The organism is Vagococcus sp. JNUCC 83, from assembly GCF_053667615.1.
Genome location: NZ_CM132204.1, coordinates 1,933,795 through 1,948,375 on the forward strand (window position 1 = coordinate 1,933,795; position 14,581 = coordinate 1,948,375).

The 14,581-nt window shown below is 35.3% G+C and carries 13 protein-coding genes; 2 read left to right on the top strand and 11 right to left on the bottom strand.

Going from position 1 to position 14,581, the window contains the following annotated elements:
• The 11 genes from pfkB to JNUCC83_RS09395 form a co-directional block, all read right to left on the bottom strand.
• Nucleotides 1–921 carry a 1-phosphofructokinase gene (gene pfkB, locus JNUCC83_RS09345; RefSeq protein ID WP_454459772.1) on the bottom strand — a complete coding sequence of 307 codons (921 nt, stop codon included), beginning with the start codon at nucleotides 919–921 and terminating at the stop codon, nucleotides 1–3.
• The gene (locus JNUCC83_RS09350) at nucleotides 918–1,670 is read right to left on the bottom strand and encodes a DeoR/GlpR family DNA-binding transcription regulator (RefSeq protein ID WP_454459773.1); all 753 of its coding nucleotides are present in this window, start codon (nucleotides 1,668–1,670) and stop codon (nucleotides 918–920) included. Before JNUCC83_RS09350 ends, pfkB begins: the two co-directional genes overlap by 4 nt.
• Before the next feature lie 102 nt (nucleotides 1,671–1,772).
• Nucleotides 1,773–3,467, bottom strand: coding sequence for an arginine--tRNA ligase (gene argS, locus JNUCC83_RS09355; RefSeq protein ID WP_454459774.1), 1,695 nt, complete (start codon nucleotides 3,465–3,467; stop codon nucleotides 1,773–1,775).
• Nucleotides 3,468–3,713: 246 nt separating this feature from the next.
• Complete coding sequence (gene argF / locus JNUCC83_RS09360; protein ID WP_454461358.1) at nucleotides 3,714–4,736, bottom strand: ornithine carbamoyltransferase; 1,023 nt, start codon at nucleotides 4,734–4,736, stop codon at nucleotides 3,714–3,716.
• Nucleotides 4,737–4,841: 105 nt separating this feature from the next.
• Nucleotides 4,842–5,324: an arginine repressor gene (locus JNUCC83_RS09365; RefSeq protein WP_454459775.1), complete on the bottom strand. Its 483-nt coding sequence runs from the start codon at nucleotides 5,322–5,324 to the stop codon at nucleotides 4,842–4,844.
• Between the two features lie 69 nt (nucleotides 5,325–5,393).
• Nucleotides 5,394–6,908 carry a phosphohexomutase domain-containing protein gene (locus tag JNUCC83_RS09370; protein ID WP_454459776.1) on the bottom strand — a complete coding sequence of 505 codons (1,515 nt, stop codon included), beginning with the start codon at nucleotides 6,906–6,908 and terminating at the stop codon, nucleotides 5,394–5,396.
• A 104-nt stretch (nucleotides 6,909–7,012) separates the two neighbouring features.
• Nucleotides 7,013–7,465, bottom strand: coding sequence for an aminotransferase class III-fold pyridoxal phosphate-dependent enzyme (locus tag JNUCC83_RS09375; RefSeq protein ID WP_454459777.1), 453 nt, complete (start codon nucleotides 7,463–7,465; stop codon nucleotides 7,013–7,015).
• A 114-nt stretch (nucleotides 7,466–7,579) separates the two neighbouring features.
• A complete protein-coding gene (locus JNUCC83_RS09380) occupies nucleotides 7,580–8,518 on the bottom strand; it encodes a hexose kinase (RefSeq protein ID WP_454459778.1) in 939 nt (312 codons plus the stop codon).
• A gap of 11 nt (nucleotides 8,519–8,529) precedes the next feature.
• Nucleotides 8,530–9,522 carry a tagatose-bisphosphate aldolase gene (gene lacD / locus JNUCC83_RS09385; RefSeq protein WP_454459779.1) on the bottom strand — a complete coding sequence of 331 codons (993 nt, stop codon included), beginning with the start codon at nucleotides 9,520–9,522 and terminating at the stop codon, nucleotides 8,530–8,532.
• A 21-nt stretch (nucleotides 9,523–9,543) separates the two neighbouring features.
• Nucleotides 9,544–10,704, bottom strand: coding sequence for an SIS domain-containing protein (locus JNUCC83_RS09390; RefSeq protein WP_454459780.1), 1,161 nt, complete (start codon nucleotides 10,702–10,704; stop codon nucleotides 9,544–9,546).
• A gap of 22 nt (nucleotides 10,705–10,726) precedes the next feature.
• Entirely contained in the window at nucleotides 10,727–11,449 is a 723-nt protein-coding gene (locus JNUCC83_RS09395) for a GntR family transcriptional regulator (RefSeq protein WP_454459781.1), read from the bottom strand.
• Nucleotides 11,450–11,632: 183 nt separating this feature from the next.
• Between JNUCC83_RS09395 and JNUCC83_RS09400 the strand changes: the two genes are divergently transcribed.
• A complete protein-coding gene (locus JNUCC83_RS09400; protein WP_454459782.1) occupies nucleotides 11,633–12,787 on the top strand; it encodes a glycoside hydrolase family 88 protein in 1,155 nt (384 codons plus the stop codon).
• Nucleotides 12,788–12,801: 14 nt separating this feature from the next.
• Nucleotides 12,802–14,580, top strand: coding sequence for a glycoside hydrolase family 35 protein (locus JNUCC83_RS09405; RefSeq protein WP_454459783.1), 1,779 nt, complete (start codon nucleotides 12,802–12,804; stop codon nucleotides 14,578–14,580).
• The last annotated feature ends 1 nt before the right edge of the window (nucleotide 14,581 follow it).

Here is a 14,581-nt window from a genome sequence, read left to right on the forward strand (position 1 = left end):
CTAGTATTCTTTTATTACGTCGACTTCAACGCGTGATAATTGCTGATTAATCTCCTCTTCTGTCGCTAAATCAGCACTAAATGCTGTGGCACTACCACAAGCAATTCCTGTTTTAAAAGCTGTTACAGCGTCACTACCTTGGCTTAATTGACTGACAAATCCTGCCACTACAGAATCTCCTGACCCTACAGAATTAATCAGTTTTCCTGTTAAACCTTTAGCTCGGTAAATACCTGTTTCATTAAATAGTATAGCGCCATTTGCTCCCATAGAAATAATGACATTTTTTGCACCTTGTTTGACTAATGTTTCACCATAAGGCAACATATCTTCTATTGTATTAAATTTAACATCATACAAGTCTGCCAATTCATGCTCATTAGGTTTAATTAACGATGGTTGGTATTTCAACACATCAAACAAACTAGCATCACTAATATCAACCACAAAAGGAACCCCTTGCTCATGAGCCATTTTTGATAATGTGACATAGATGTCCTTTGGTACTCCCATCGGTAGACTACCTGATAAAATCAACCAATCTTCTGGCGTTAGATTATTAACTTGGACAGTCAAATCATCTAAATCACTTTGTTGAATTGATGGACCTAATCCATTGATTTCTGTTTCTTCTTTTCCTTTTAGTTTGATATTAATACGTGTGTCGCCTGATACATGAATAAAATTATTTTGTAAACCATGGTTAATTAATTGTTCTTCAATAAAACGACCTGTAAAGCCACCTATAAACCCAAGATTTTCTGATTGAACACCTAATTGAGCTAATACTCTAGATACGTTAATGCCTTTACCACCTGGAAATTTGTACTCTTTTTCTGTCTTATTTAATTTACCTTCTTCAAATCCTGGAACATTGATGACATAATCGATCGCTGGATTTAGTGTTAATGCATAAATCATCTTGTTACCTCCTTTATTGTTGCAACCCCTTGATACTGTGAGCGTTGTTTTTCTGCTAACTGATTGGTTAAGATAATCCCTGTGTCGATAGACTCAATTTGAGAAAAATTTAATTTATCAAACTTTGTATCATCTACTAAAAAATAGACTTGTTGTGCTTGATGAATAGCAGTGCGTTTCATCATTGCCTCTTCTGGATCAGCTGTTGTTAACCCATACACTGGATGAACACCATTCGCACCTATGAAAGCCTTGTCAAAAAAATACCGTTGCAACTGCTCTGATCCTAACTGACTCACAGATGCTGTCGTATTTTTTCTGATACTACCACCTATCACTATCGTATCCAAACCTAAATCTGTCGACACACAAGCATGACGAACAGAATTTGTCACAATCGAGACATTCTTATGTTGTATAAGTGGTAATAATTCTAGTGTTGTTGTCCCAGCGTCAATATAGATAACATCTCCTTCGTTCACTAAAGATGCTGCAAGCTGAACAATTTCCTGTTTCTTTTGAACGTTTCTGGAAGATTTTTCTTCCATACTTAATTCAGGCTCTAGTTTGATTGTTAATTTGGCTCCACCATGAACACGAACTAACCATCCTTCGGCTTCTAATTCCTGTAAATCCCTACGAATAGTCGATTCAGAGACACTAAGTTCTTCGATTAACTCTCTTACTTTAACAATTTTTTTTGACTTTAATTCGTCTAAAATTTTTGATTGTCTTTCTTCAGTTAACATACCTCTCACTCCATACATGTATTATACAATCATAAACATCCAAAATCAATCATAAACATTCATTTGAGGATAAAAAAAGAAGAAGGTTTCCCCTCTTCTTTTTTACATATTATCAGGTGATTGAATCCCTAAAAGACGTAGTCCTTCTTTAATCACAACTGATACTGAGTAAACCAAAGCAAGTCTTGCTTCTTTTTCGTTATCATCTTCTAAAATTTTAGTTTTAGAATAATATTTATTGAATTTTTGTGCCAAGTCTATCAAATATTTAGCCACAACAGATGGTTCATATTTACGATACGCTTCTTGTACTTTAGCTGGGAAACTATACAATGCTTTTATTACTTCCCAAGATTCATCATCAGATAATAAATAGTCTTCATGGTGTGTTGGCACACTCCAATTCGCTTTTTTCAGGATACTTTCACATCGCGAGCGAGTATATTGCACATATGGTCCTGTTTCTCCTTCAAACTGGATAATATGGTCAAGATTGAAGTCAAAATTATTTAGACGATCATTTTTAAGGTCATGGAACACAACTGCTCCAACACCCACTTGATGTGCGACTTCTTCTTTTTTTTCTAATGTCGGATTCTTTTCATTTATAATATTTTGTGTCGCGTTAATGGCTTCATTCAATACTTCTTCTAAAAGAATGACATTTCCTTTACGTGTTGATAATTTTTTACCATTTGATGTAATCAAGCCAAATGGAATATGTTTAATATCATCTGACCACTCATAGCCCATTTCTTTCAATACGGCTTTTAATTGTCTAAAGTGAATAGACTGCTCATTTCCCACAACATAAATTGATTCATCAAAATCATAATTTTCTTTACGGTACATCGCAGCTGCTAAATCACGTGTGATATAAAGCGTCGCTCCGTCAGATTTTCTAATCAACGCAGGATTTAAATCGTATGCTTCAAGATTAACAATATCTGCCCCATCATCTGATACTAATAGGTTTTTCTCAAGTAACAAATCAATGACTGGCTGCATTTTATCATTATAGAATGCTTCACCATTATAAGAATCAAATTCAATTCCTAACATATCATAGACTTTTTGGAATTCTTTTAGTGATTCCTCTCTAAACCATGTCCATAATTCAATCGCTTCTTCATCGCCATCTTCTAATTTTTTAAACCACTCGCGAGCCTGATCATCAAGCTCTGGATATTTTTCTGCTTCTTCATGGAAATGAACATATAAAGAAAGCAACTCACTAATTGGGTTTTCTTTGACTTTTGCTTCGTCTCCCCATTTTTTATAAGCCACAATTAACTTACCAAACTGAGTCCCCCAGTCACCCACATGATTGACTTTTACAGGAGTATAACCAACTTTTGCTGCTAATTCAGCTAAAGAATTACCAATGACAGTTGAGCGTAAATGCCCCATAGACATTGGTTTAGCAATATTAGGAGAAGACATATCAATGACGACATTTTTTCCTTGCCCAACTTTTGCATCACCGTAATGATTTTTTTCAGATACAACATCATTCAAAACAGCATTGCTTACTTCTGCTTTTTTTAAGAAGAAATTGATATAACCACCCATTGGAACAATTTTTTCATAATTTGTTGTAGCAATCTCTTTTGATAACTCCTCTGCGATTACATTTGGTGCTTTTCGTTGGATTTTAGACAAAGAAAACACAGGAAAAGAGTAGTCCCCATGGCTACTTGTTTTTGGTTTTTCAATTAGATTTAAAATGTCCTCATATTTTAATTGCTCACCCAATACTTCTGTCAGGTCTTTTGCAATCATCTCTTTAAAATTCATAAAGTGAATCCTCCTTGTATTAATAAAAAAACGTCACCCTATCAAGTTAGTGTCTTAACAGGAGACGACATAAATAGTCATAAATGAAGCATTATTTTTTATTCATCATGTTTTTACAATCACACTATATTACTCCATGAACATTATCCATATCGGGTTTATTATAGCAAGAATTACTTTAAAAATCTAACTAAAAAATCAAATAGACCACTCTATATGACATAAATACTCATTTTATGACGTTCACTAAACTTTTGGTATAAATAAATTCCCTAACGTTGCTGCCATGATGGCTTTAATAGAGTGCATGCGATTTTCTGCTTCTTCAAACTGGCGAGCATAGGGGCTCCTAAAAACCTCATCAGTTATCTCCATCTCTGAAATACCAAATTGTTGTTTAATCATTTGGCCATACTCTGTTTTTGTATCATGAAATGCTGGCAAACAGTGTAACACAATTAAATCATCTGACGTTTGGCCTGTTTTTTTTATCATATCCATATTGATTTGATAAGGCATCAGCATTCTCACACGTTCTTCAAACTTATCTTCTTCACCCATTGATACCCAAACATCTGTATATAAAATATTTGCACCTAAAACAGCCGTATCCACATCATCGGTGATAACCAACTTACTATTTGATTCTTTAGCAAATTTTGTGGCATACTCTATGACTTCTTGACTTGGAAACAATGATTTAGGGGCACATATTCGAACATTGACACCTAAAATTGCACCTGTCACTAGTAAACTATTCGCCATATTATTGCGTCCATCCCCAACATAAGCTAACGTTAATCCTTCTAAATAACCAAAATTTTCTTTAATCGTCATAAAATCAGCAATCATTTGTGTGGGATGCCAAGTATCAGTTAATCCATTCCAAACTGGCACCCCTGAATAAGTCGCTAAATCTTCTACCACTTGTTGACTGAATCCTCTAAATTCAATGCCATCAAACATGCTTCCTAATACAATTGCCGTATCCTCTATGGATTCCTTTTTCCCTAACTGAATATCATTTTTTCCTAAATATTCTGGATGAGCTCCTAGATCAATAGCTGCTGTTGTAAAAGCGGCTCTCGTTCTAGTTGACGTTTTTTCAAACAATAAGGCGATATTTTTTCCTTCTAAATAACGATGAGGTACATTGTTCTTTTTTAATATTTTCAAATGAATGCTGAAATCAATCAAATAGTTTAACTCTTCCCTTGTAAAATCTTTCTCTGCTAAAAAACTACGCCCTTGAAACACTGATTGTGTCATCATGCACTCTCCCCTTTCATTAAACTACTCTTTTAAACACATTTTTATATCAATAAATCCACTTTGAGACAATGCTAAAACAAAGTGGATTCATCATTTATTAAATTAATTATTCTCTGGGACAAAACATTTAAAATAATCATTTACGACGATAGCGTCTTCTTTGTCCTTAGATAAAATAAGGATGGTATCATCTCCAGCAACACAGGCCACAATTTCTGAGAATGATTGTCTCAGGCTATCAATCAGTACACCTAATAGCTGTCCATTACCTGGCAACACAGTTAAAACATTAATAAACTCTATTTGGACAAGGGATACACCGGTCTCTCTAACCACATTTTTCAAACGTTCTTCATCTGATAATTTTTTATCATTTGCTGCATAATCACTCAATACTCTATAATAAGAGCCTCCATTGGTACTGTGACTCTTAATAATATTTAGCTCACGCATATCTCGTGAAATAGTTGATTGTGTGGTTCGAACATTTTCTTTTTCGAGATATTTTATTAAATCAGACTGATTTTCAATATTATTTTCTGTGACTACTCTTTTTAAAATAGTTTGTCGCGTTTCTTTATTCACAAAAATTCTCCTTACCATCGGGGGTTATTGTATAAATAGCTTTTCTATCTTTCTATCCTACTAGATAGATTAATTCCCCTCAAGTAATTTCTTTAATGGCTCAGTATTTAAGAATTGATAACGATTAAAGAATGGTAACAATTTACTTAATACATCAGCATTTTTACCTATCTTATCATTTTCCACTTGAAGTACTAATAATGGCTCGTGTAAACTCATACGAAGTAAGAACCATCCTTCGCCATATTCTTGCGAGACATCGGCTCTAATGCCTTCTTCATTATCCATATCTATGCTAAAACCTGATGTTTGAGCAACCAAGTCATGCATACCAACAATCACTGATTCCCCGAGTAATTTATAATCTTCACCACTAATTTTAAATCGAACTTCTGTAGTTTCAGCGGGTTGTTTCAAATCTGCAATTAAATCACTTAATTCGATATTTTTTTCTTTTAATTTGGGCAATAACATCAATATTTTTGCCACAACATAGGCCCCATCATCTAAGAAATAATTTTCCTTAAAGGCTGCATGTCCACTTGTTTCAATAGATAGGGGAACATCTACACCTTGATTATTCAATTCAATTCCTTTATTAATAACATTACGATAGCCACATAGATAGCGCACTTGTTTTCCATTCAATCCTTCGATAAACGTTTTTAAATGGCTAGACGTAGGTGAATTCGTCACAATAGTCGCTCCAGGATACTCTTCTAAAACGATAGTTGACAAGACAGCAATCAGATTATTTCGATTAATCACTTCCCCTGTTTTATCCACAACCGCTGCCCTGTCGACATCGGTATCAAAAATGACTCCTAAATCCGCGTGTTGTGCTAATACCGCTGATTTAATACTGTCCATCGCCTCTTTATTATCAGGATTGGGGATATGATTTGGAAAATGACCATCTGGATTCAAAAACTGGCTACCTGTTGTATCTGCCCCCAATGTTTGTAATACTTTTTCAGCAAAAAAACCTCCTGCACCATTTCCCGCATCTAAAACAATCTTAAACCCAGATAGCGGTTGCTTATTCCCAGTTTGATCAATGATTTTTTGAACCAAATCATTTGAATAAGCTGACAAAACTTCTTTTTTATCTACCTTTCCAACTGTAGTCGATAGATTAACAGTTTTCGGGGCATTTTCTAAGATGAACTCAATGTCTTCGTGCTCCGCCCCACCCTCTTTGGTGAATAATTTAATGCCATTATAGTAAAAAGGAAGATGACTTGCTGTAATCATAATGCCACAATCTGCATCAAATTCTGGAAACTGTGTCGCCATAAACATTGCTGGCGTGGTTGATAAACCAACATCGATAACTAACACATCATCCGTAATAAAAGAATCAATTAGCCACTGTTTAATTGATTCTCCTGATAAACGGCTATCTTGCCCAATAGCAATGGTGATTGGGTCTTCATTTATTTTCTTTTTATCCTTAATCCAAGTTAAAATCCCTTGTGCAATACGTTGTACTTGCTCTTTTTCTATGTTTGCAACATGTTCTCGTGTTGTAATAGCAATCCCTCTAATATCAGAACCATTTTGTAATTGATGTAAGTCTGTCATAAATATCCTCCTATTTACCCTCTTCATTTATAACATTATATCATCAAAACGACTGATACATCCTATTTACAATCAGAAAACTCATCTCTTATCAAACGATCGCCCTATTTATGCGTTTGAATCACTTCAACTAAGATAGATAACCCTTCTTTTAACTCTTCTTTAGTTATTATTAATGGCGGTAGCAAGCGAATTACACGAGGACCTGCTTGTAGTACAGCCAAACCTTTATCTAATAATATTTCTATAATATCAGAGACATTTTCTGACAACTCGATACCAATCATCAATCCTTTTCCTCTTATATCTAATACATTCGATTGATTGGCTAAATGATAAGATAAAAAAGAAAAAGCGACGTCCTCCATGGCCTGAACATGATTAAGAAACAGTGGATTTGAAATAGTTGATATGACTTCTTCTGCTACAGACAATGCTAATCGATTTCCACCAAATGTTGACCCATGACTCCCTGGAGTAAACGAAGAAGCAATGGATTCCTTAGCTAGCATCGCTCCAACTGGCAATCCATTTCCTAATCCTTTTGCCAACGTCACAATTTAATAACATTTACTCATGTCTTGCCTTTTCAACATTAGTATTGATTCCTTTCATGTATTTTACCCAAAAAAGACAAAATATTGAAATGAATCAATACTTTGTCTATAGTCTTAAACTATTTTATTCACACGTATTTGTTGAAATAACTCATCAAATTTTGTCTTATCCACACAACCGGTTGTCTCTTCCATCGCATTCAACATACCTAGTGTCATCGCATATTTTAGTACATCTTCGATTGGTTTTCCTTTAGATAAACCAATCGCTAACCCTGCAACACTAGAATCCCCACTACCCACTGGATTTTTTACGGAAATACTCGGGATATTTACTCGGTAAAAATCTTGATCATATTTGACAAATGCGCCATCTTTACCCAAAGAGACCATGATTAAAGGAACACCTTCAAACAAGAAATGAGTCAATATCTCAGGTAAATTATTATAGTCCTCTGACACTGTTTCTCCAACCAATGCTTGTAACTCATCACTATTCGGCTTTATTGCATAAGGTTTAATAGGAGATTGTAACGCATCTTTTAAACTATCGCCTGACGTATCAAGAATCACTTTGGTGTCAGTGTCAGATAATAAAGACAACAACCGACTATAATACTTTTTAGAAATCCCTTTTGGTAAACTACCTGAGAGTGTCACAACCTCACTTGTTGACGCTAACGAAACAAATGTTTCTTCAAATGAAGATAATTCATCCGTTGATATTGTGGGGCCTGCTTCTAGAATTTCCGTTTGTTTATGATCGTCATGTAATATCGCAATGCAATTTCTCGTTTCACCTTGTATATTGGAAAAGTCATGCTTAATCCCTTCTCTAGATAAGTTTTTGCGAATAAACTCACCTAACACACCGCCCAATAGTCCGGTACTAACAACGTCTTCTTCCATTTGATGAATCACTCGAGTGACATTTAGCCCTTTACCACCGGCGGTTTTTCTAACCTGGTCACATCGGTTAACGTCATCAATAATCAATGTGCCTAACGGATATGATATATCAACAGAAGGGTTCATCGTTACTGATACAATCATTTTCTCACCTACTATGATAATTTAGTGTGCCAAGACGATGCTGTGGCATACAATGCGTCATTTAACTCATCCATATTTTGTTTTCCTTGTGTTTTTAACCACTCAACGGCTGCTTCTTTGCCATCTTTCACAAAGACTTCCACACTATCTTTCCAAGTTGCACGACCGCAAAGTACCCCATTAAATGTTGACCCAGCTTCTTTGGCAAAATGTAGCGTATCTTGGAATAATTTGGCACTTACTCCGGCACTTAAAAAGATAAATGGTAGTTGTGTGCTGTCACTTTGTTCTTTGAAGTAGCTTAATGCTTCTTCTTTTGTATAAACAACATCTGCAGACTCTTTAGCAAAGCCTTCCACATAATTCATATTAATTGGCACTTCGACTTTCAATACATCGACTTGATAAAGATCTTTCGAGAATTCTTTCATCATCTCATTAACTTTATGTGGTTTTAATTTAGCGTACTCTTTACCTTTAGCATCATCAATTGTTGCATCATAAGTTAATAATTCTAAGTAAAACGGCATATCTTCAGCCACACATTCAGAGCCAATACGTTCGACAAATGCTTGTTTGCGCTCGTTAATCTCATCTGACTCATCGACATCATAGTAAAGTAAGAATTTTACTGCATCTGCCCCAGCTTCTTTTAGTCTTAACGCTGACCATTCTGGTAATAAATCAGGAAATCTCCCAGGCTCAGTCGCATCATATCCTGTTTTTTCGTAAGCTAATAATAATCCAGCATCTTCTACTTTTACTTTTGAAGCAGGAAGGCCATACTCTGGGTCAAGTAAAATAGAAGAAGAATAAGGGGTCAAGTACTCTGAAATAAGCTCTTTAAACTCAACAATCGCTGATTCTGTATCCCCAGTAAATCCTTGTTCTGACAGCATACGTTTTAATGCCCCACGTTGATCAATGGCAAGTGCCGCGATAACACCTGATTCTGTCGATAGTTGATTCATGCGTGCTAATTTTTTCTCACTAATTTTTTTCATGACGATATTCCCTCTTTCTGATTAATTAAATGGATGGATTGTCACACCTTGGACCACACGATTAACTGTGCCTGTTGGTGATGGTGTATCTGGTTTATTATTCACTTTAACTGATGTTAATAAAGCAACTACTTGAGCAAGCATAACAAGTGGTAATGCTAAAAACCCGTCACTTAAAACATGGTCATTAGCTAAAAAAATGCATTTACCACTATAATTTGACGCATTTTGTGATAACGCGATTGTTTCCACTGCGATATCGTTTCCATTTATTTCTTCTAAAATATCTACATCGTACAGACTCGTGTATGCGTCATTACTAATAAAACCAAACACTAATGTTTTATCGTCTACAAATGATTTAGGTCCATGTCTAAAACCTAATGAGGAGTCAAATACTGTCGCAATTTTTCCAGCTGTTAATTCTAATAATTTCAACTGAGCTTCTCTAGTTAATCCAGACAAGCTTTCTGACCCTAGATAAACGACACGATTAAAATCTTGTGCAATAATATCAGCAATCTGTTCTTCCATAGTCAATACTTGATTCCCTAAATCAACCATAGTCGAAACAATGACATCATGATCTTTATGCACAGTGTCAAAAGTCAACAATGCGGCTAGAGTCATACATGAAAAACTACCAGTCATAGCAAACCCTTGATCATTTGAGCGAGATGGCATTAACATAACAAATGAATTGTTATCATTTTTAGCATTTACTGCCAATTTACCCTCAGGCGCGCAACTTATAATCAAATGTTTCACATTTTTAACAACTTGATTTGCTAAATCAATGGTCGCAACACTTTCTGGACTATTCCCGCTTCTAGCAAAAGATACAAGCAACGTTGGAGAATTTTCGTTAAAATAATTTAACGGTGCTGATACAATATCGGTTGTTGGGATGGCTTCAAAAATAAAATCAGATGTGTTACCATAACGCGTTAAATGTGGTCTTAGCACGTCACCTACATACGCTGAAGTTCCTGCTCCAGTAAAAATAACACGAATTTTTTCAGTTGTTTCTTTTTTAAAGCCTTCTAAAAATGTGTTTAAACTTTCTTTATGAGAATTAAAAATGTCCAACGTTTCTTTCCATAACTCTGGTTGTTGTTTGATTTCATTTGTTGTAATCACTGCACCTATTTCTTCCAACTGTTGATTTGTCCAATCTAACATAAAAAAAACACTCCTTCTAAATTTAGTTTTTATGATGCAATACTTTGTATCTAAATTGATCTGCCCGTGCAACACTTAATGTGTATTCGATGATTTCATTTTCCTGATTCACCGTTTTTCTCACTAAGTTAAGAGCCGCTGACCCTTTTGGTACTTCAATGTAATCAGCATCTTTATCACTGACAATGCTGGCATAAAATTCTTCTTCAGCGTATTTAATGCGTTGTTCAAACGTTTCATAAAAAATATCGTACATAGGTTTTTCTTCTAACATTTCACTACTTAAACCCTCAAATCGTTTATAAGGCAAATACGTTCTTTCCAACATCATCGGTTCATCATCAGCTAACCTTAAACGTTTAATTTTAATTAATTTACTTCCTTTATGAACGTTCAACTGTTCACTCAAATACTTATTACTTTCAACTATTAAAAACTCTAAAATTTTCGTTGAGGGCTCTTTACCCAAAGATATCATCTGCTCTGTAAAACTATAGGCACCTGTTAAGTTTAAAATGCTATCTGAAATACTCGAAACAAACGTTCCTTTACCATGTTTTTTATAAATAAATCCTAAATTTTCTAATTCTTGTAACGCCAATCTCACCGTTGTACGACTCACACCATAGATTTCTGCCAACTCTCGTTCAGATGGCAATAAATCGTGCGCTTGATGTTCTTTTTCAATTGATTCTTTTATATCATCAACTAATTGCCCATATAATGGCTGTTTTTTCTCTTCCATGAGACCTCCTTAATACCACTTTAATACCAACTGGTAGTAACCACTTATATTATTGATGATGATGCGTTATTTGTCAAGCCTTTATCTATTTTCTACTGCTCGTTCAGAAAACGCTTTATTTATGTGTGCCTTTAGTGTACAATAAAATTAACTTAACATATTAACATATAAGGGAGTGACTTCATGGATAATAAGCAACAGTTGATAGCTTTAGGGAAAAATGTATCTGATGAATGGTTAACGAAACAAATCGAATGGTGTATCAAAAAAATCGAGAAAAATATGGCACGATATGGAGAAAAATTTCCATCTGCGAGTGCTACTGATGGCGTCTATCGTATAAAAGAAAACGACGACTGGACAAATGGGTTTTGGACTGGCATGTTATGGATGGCTTACGAATGGACCAACGATGATAAATTTTTACATTTAGCAAAAAAAAATATCGAAAGTTTTCAAAAGCGGTTAGATGAGCATTTTATCTTAGATCACCATGATATTGGTTTTCTATATAGCCTATCGACTGGTGCTGGGTATAAACAGACACATAGCAATGGCTATAAAAAACAATTATTACAAGCAGCTGATGTCTTATCCAGTCGTTTCCAAGAAAAAGGAGGCTTTATCCAAGCTTGGGGAAAAGTTGGAGATCCAGATGAGTATCGATTAATTATCGATTCTTTATTAAACTTACCTTTATTAATTGAAGCCTATAATTTATCACACGATGAATGCTATAAAGTAATAGCTGAAACACATTACAACACATTGTTAAACACTGTTGTACGTGATAACTACTCAACGTACCACACCTATTATTTTGATACCAGTACAGGTCAGCCAATATATGGCGCAACTAGGCAAGGCAATGCCGATAATTCTATTTGGGCTCGTGGACAAAGTTGGGCTATTTTAGGAATCCCTTTATTCGAAAGGCTAAATCCTTCACTGCATTTTCCAACTGTCTATACACACATTGTTGATGTTTTTATCGATGGATTACCAAAGAACTTAGTTCCCTATTGGGATTATGATTTTACGGACGATAACCCATCTGATAAAGATAGCTCCTCTTTAGCTATTGCTGCTTCTGGTTTAATAGAAGCACAAAAGCAACATGCTTATCCACATGCTTTAGAGATAGCCAAAGGAATGATTTACAAATTAGGAGAAGACTACACATCAAAAAACGACCCTAACAACGAAGGACTACTTCTTCACGGAGTTTACTCTCATAAAGAGGGTAAAGGGGTTGATGAACCAAACTTATGGGGGGACTATTTTTATTTAGAAGCTCTTATGGGTTTGAGCAATCCTAATTGGGATAAATACTGGTAAGGGAGGATAAATTAATGCATACATTTGACATAAAAGAGGACTTTTTATTAGATGGAAAACCGATGAAAATCATTAGTGGTGCCATTCATTACTTTCGTATGACGCCAAGCCAATGGGAAGATAGCTTATACAACTTAAAAGCTCTAGGAGCAAATACTGTTGAAACCTATATCCCATGGAATATCCACGAACCAATAGAGGGGAAATTTGATTTTAGCGGAAGAAAAGACGTGGTCGCTTTTGTTAATTTAGCTCAAAAAATGGGGCTATACGTTATTTTAAGACCATCCGTTTATATATGTGCTGAATGGGAGTTTGGTGGGCTTCCTGCCTGGTTATTAAAAAATGGGATGATACGCCTACGTTCAACTGATCCTTATTTTATGGAGAAAACAGAGAACTATTATCACGAAATTTTGCCTAAACTGAGACCTCTACAAGTGACCCAAGGTGGGCCTGTTATCATGATGCAAATTGAAAATGAGTATGGATCATATGGTATGGAAAAAGATTATTTACTTGCAACAAAAAAAATTGTAGAAAGCTATGGGATAGAAGTACCATTATTTACATCTGATGGTTCATGGAAAGAAGTTTTGGACTCAGGTTCCCTAATTGATGAAGACGTTTTTGTTGCTGGAAACTTTGGAAGTAAATCCATAGAAAACTCAACTGTTCTAAAAAACTTTATGGAAGAACATCATAAAAACTGGCCAATTATGTCGATGGAGTATTGGGATGGATGGTTTAATCGTTGGGGAGATGACATCATAAAACGAGACCCTCAAGACTTAGCAGATGAAGTCGAAGATATGCTCAAAATAGGGTCGATTAATTTATACATGTTTCATGGAGGAACTAACTTTGGTTTTTATAATGGTTGTTCAGCACGCGGGAAAACGGACCTACCTCAAGTAACGAGTTACGACTATGACGCTCTGTTGAATGAAAGTGGACAACCCACTGAAAAATACTACTTAGTACAGCAAGCCATTAAAAACAGTTGCCCAGATGTTTGGCAAGCAGAACCACGCCTAAAAACCTTGATAAACTTAGGGACGTTCCCTATACAAAAAAGTGTCTCGTTTTTCCACACTAAAGATGACATGATGACCCCTGTTTTCTCTTCCTACCCATTAACAATGGAGCAAGTGGGCACAGGATACGGCTATTTACTATATGACTTTGACTTAAAAAATTATCACCATGAAAATAAACTTAAAGTTGTAGAAGCTAGTGACCGTTTACACCTATTTGCTGATGGTAAACATTTAACCACTCAGTACCATGACACAAATGGAGAAGAAATTATGGTACAAGGGAATCAAGACAGAAGCACAATTGAGATGTCTGTTTTAGTAGAAAACCTTGGTCGTGTCAATTATGGCTATAAATTAAATAACCCAACACAAATGAAAGGGATTCGTGGTGGCGTGATGTATGATATACACTTTCACCAGGGATTTAAACACTACCCGCTCTCCCTATCTAAAGAAGAATTAGAACGAATTGATTTTGACAAAGAATCCAATGCTACGCACCCCTCATTTTATCAATCTTCCTTTGAATTAGATGATATCGGCGACACTTATATTGACTGTTCACATTATGGCAAAGGTGTCGTTGTTATTAACGGACATAATTTAGGTCGCTATTGGAATCGTGGCCCGTACTTATCACTATACTGCCCAAAAGATTTCTTAATTGCAGGGAAAAACGATATAATTATTTTTGAAACAGAAGGAAAAGATATCAAAGAAATCACGTTTTTCGATAAACCTATCTATCTGTAAA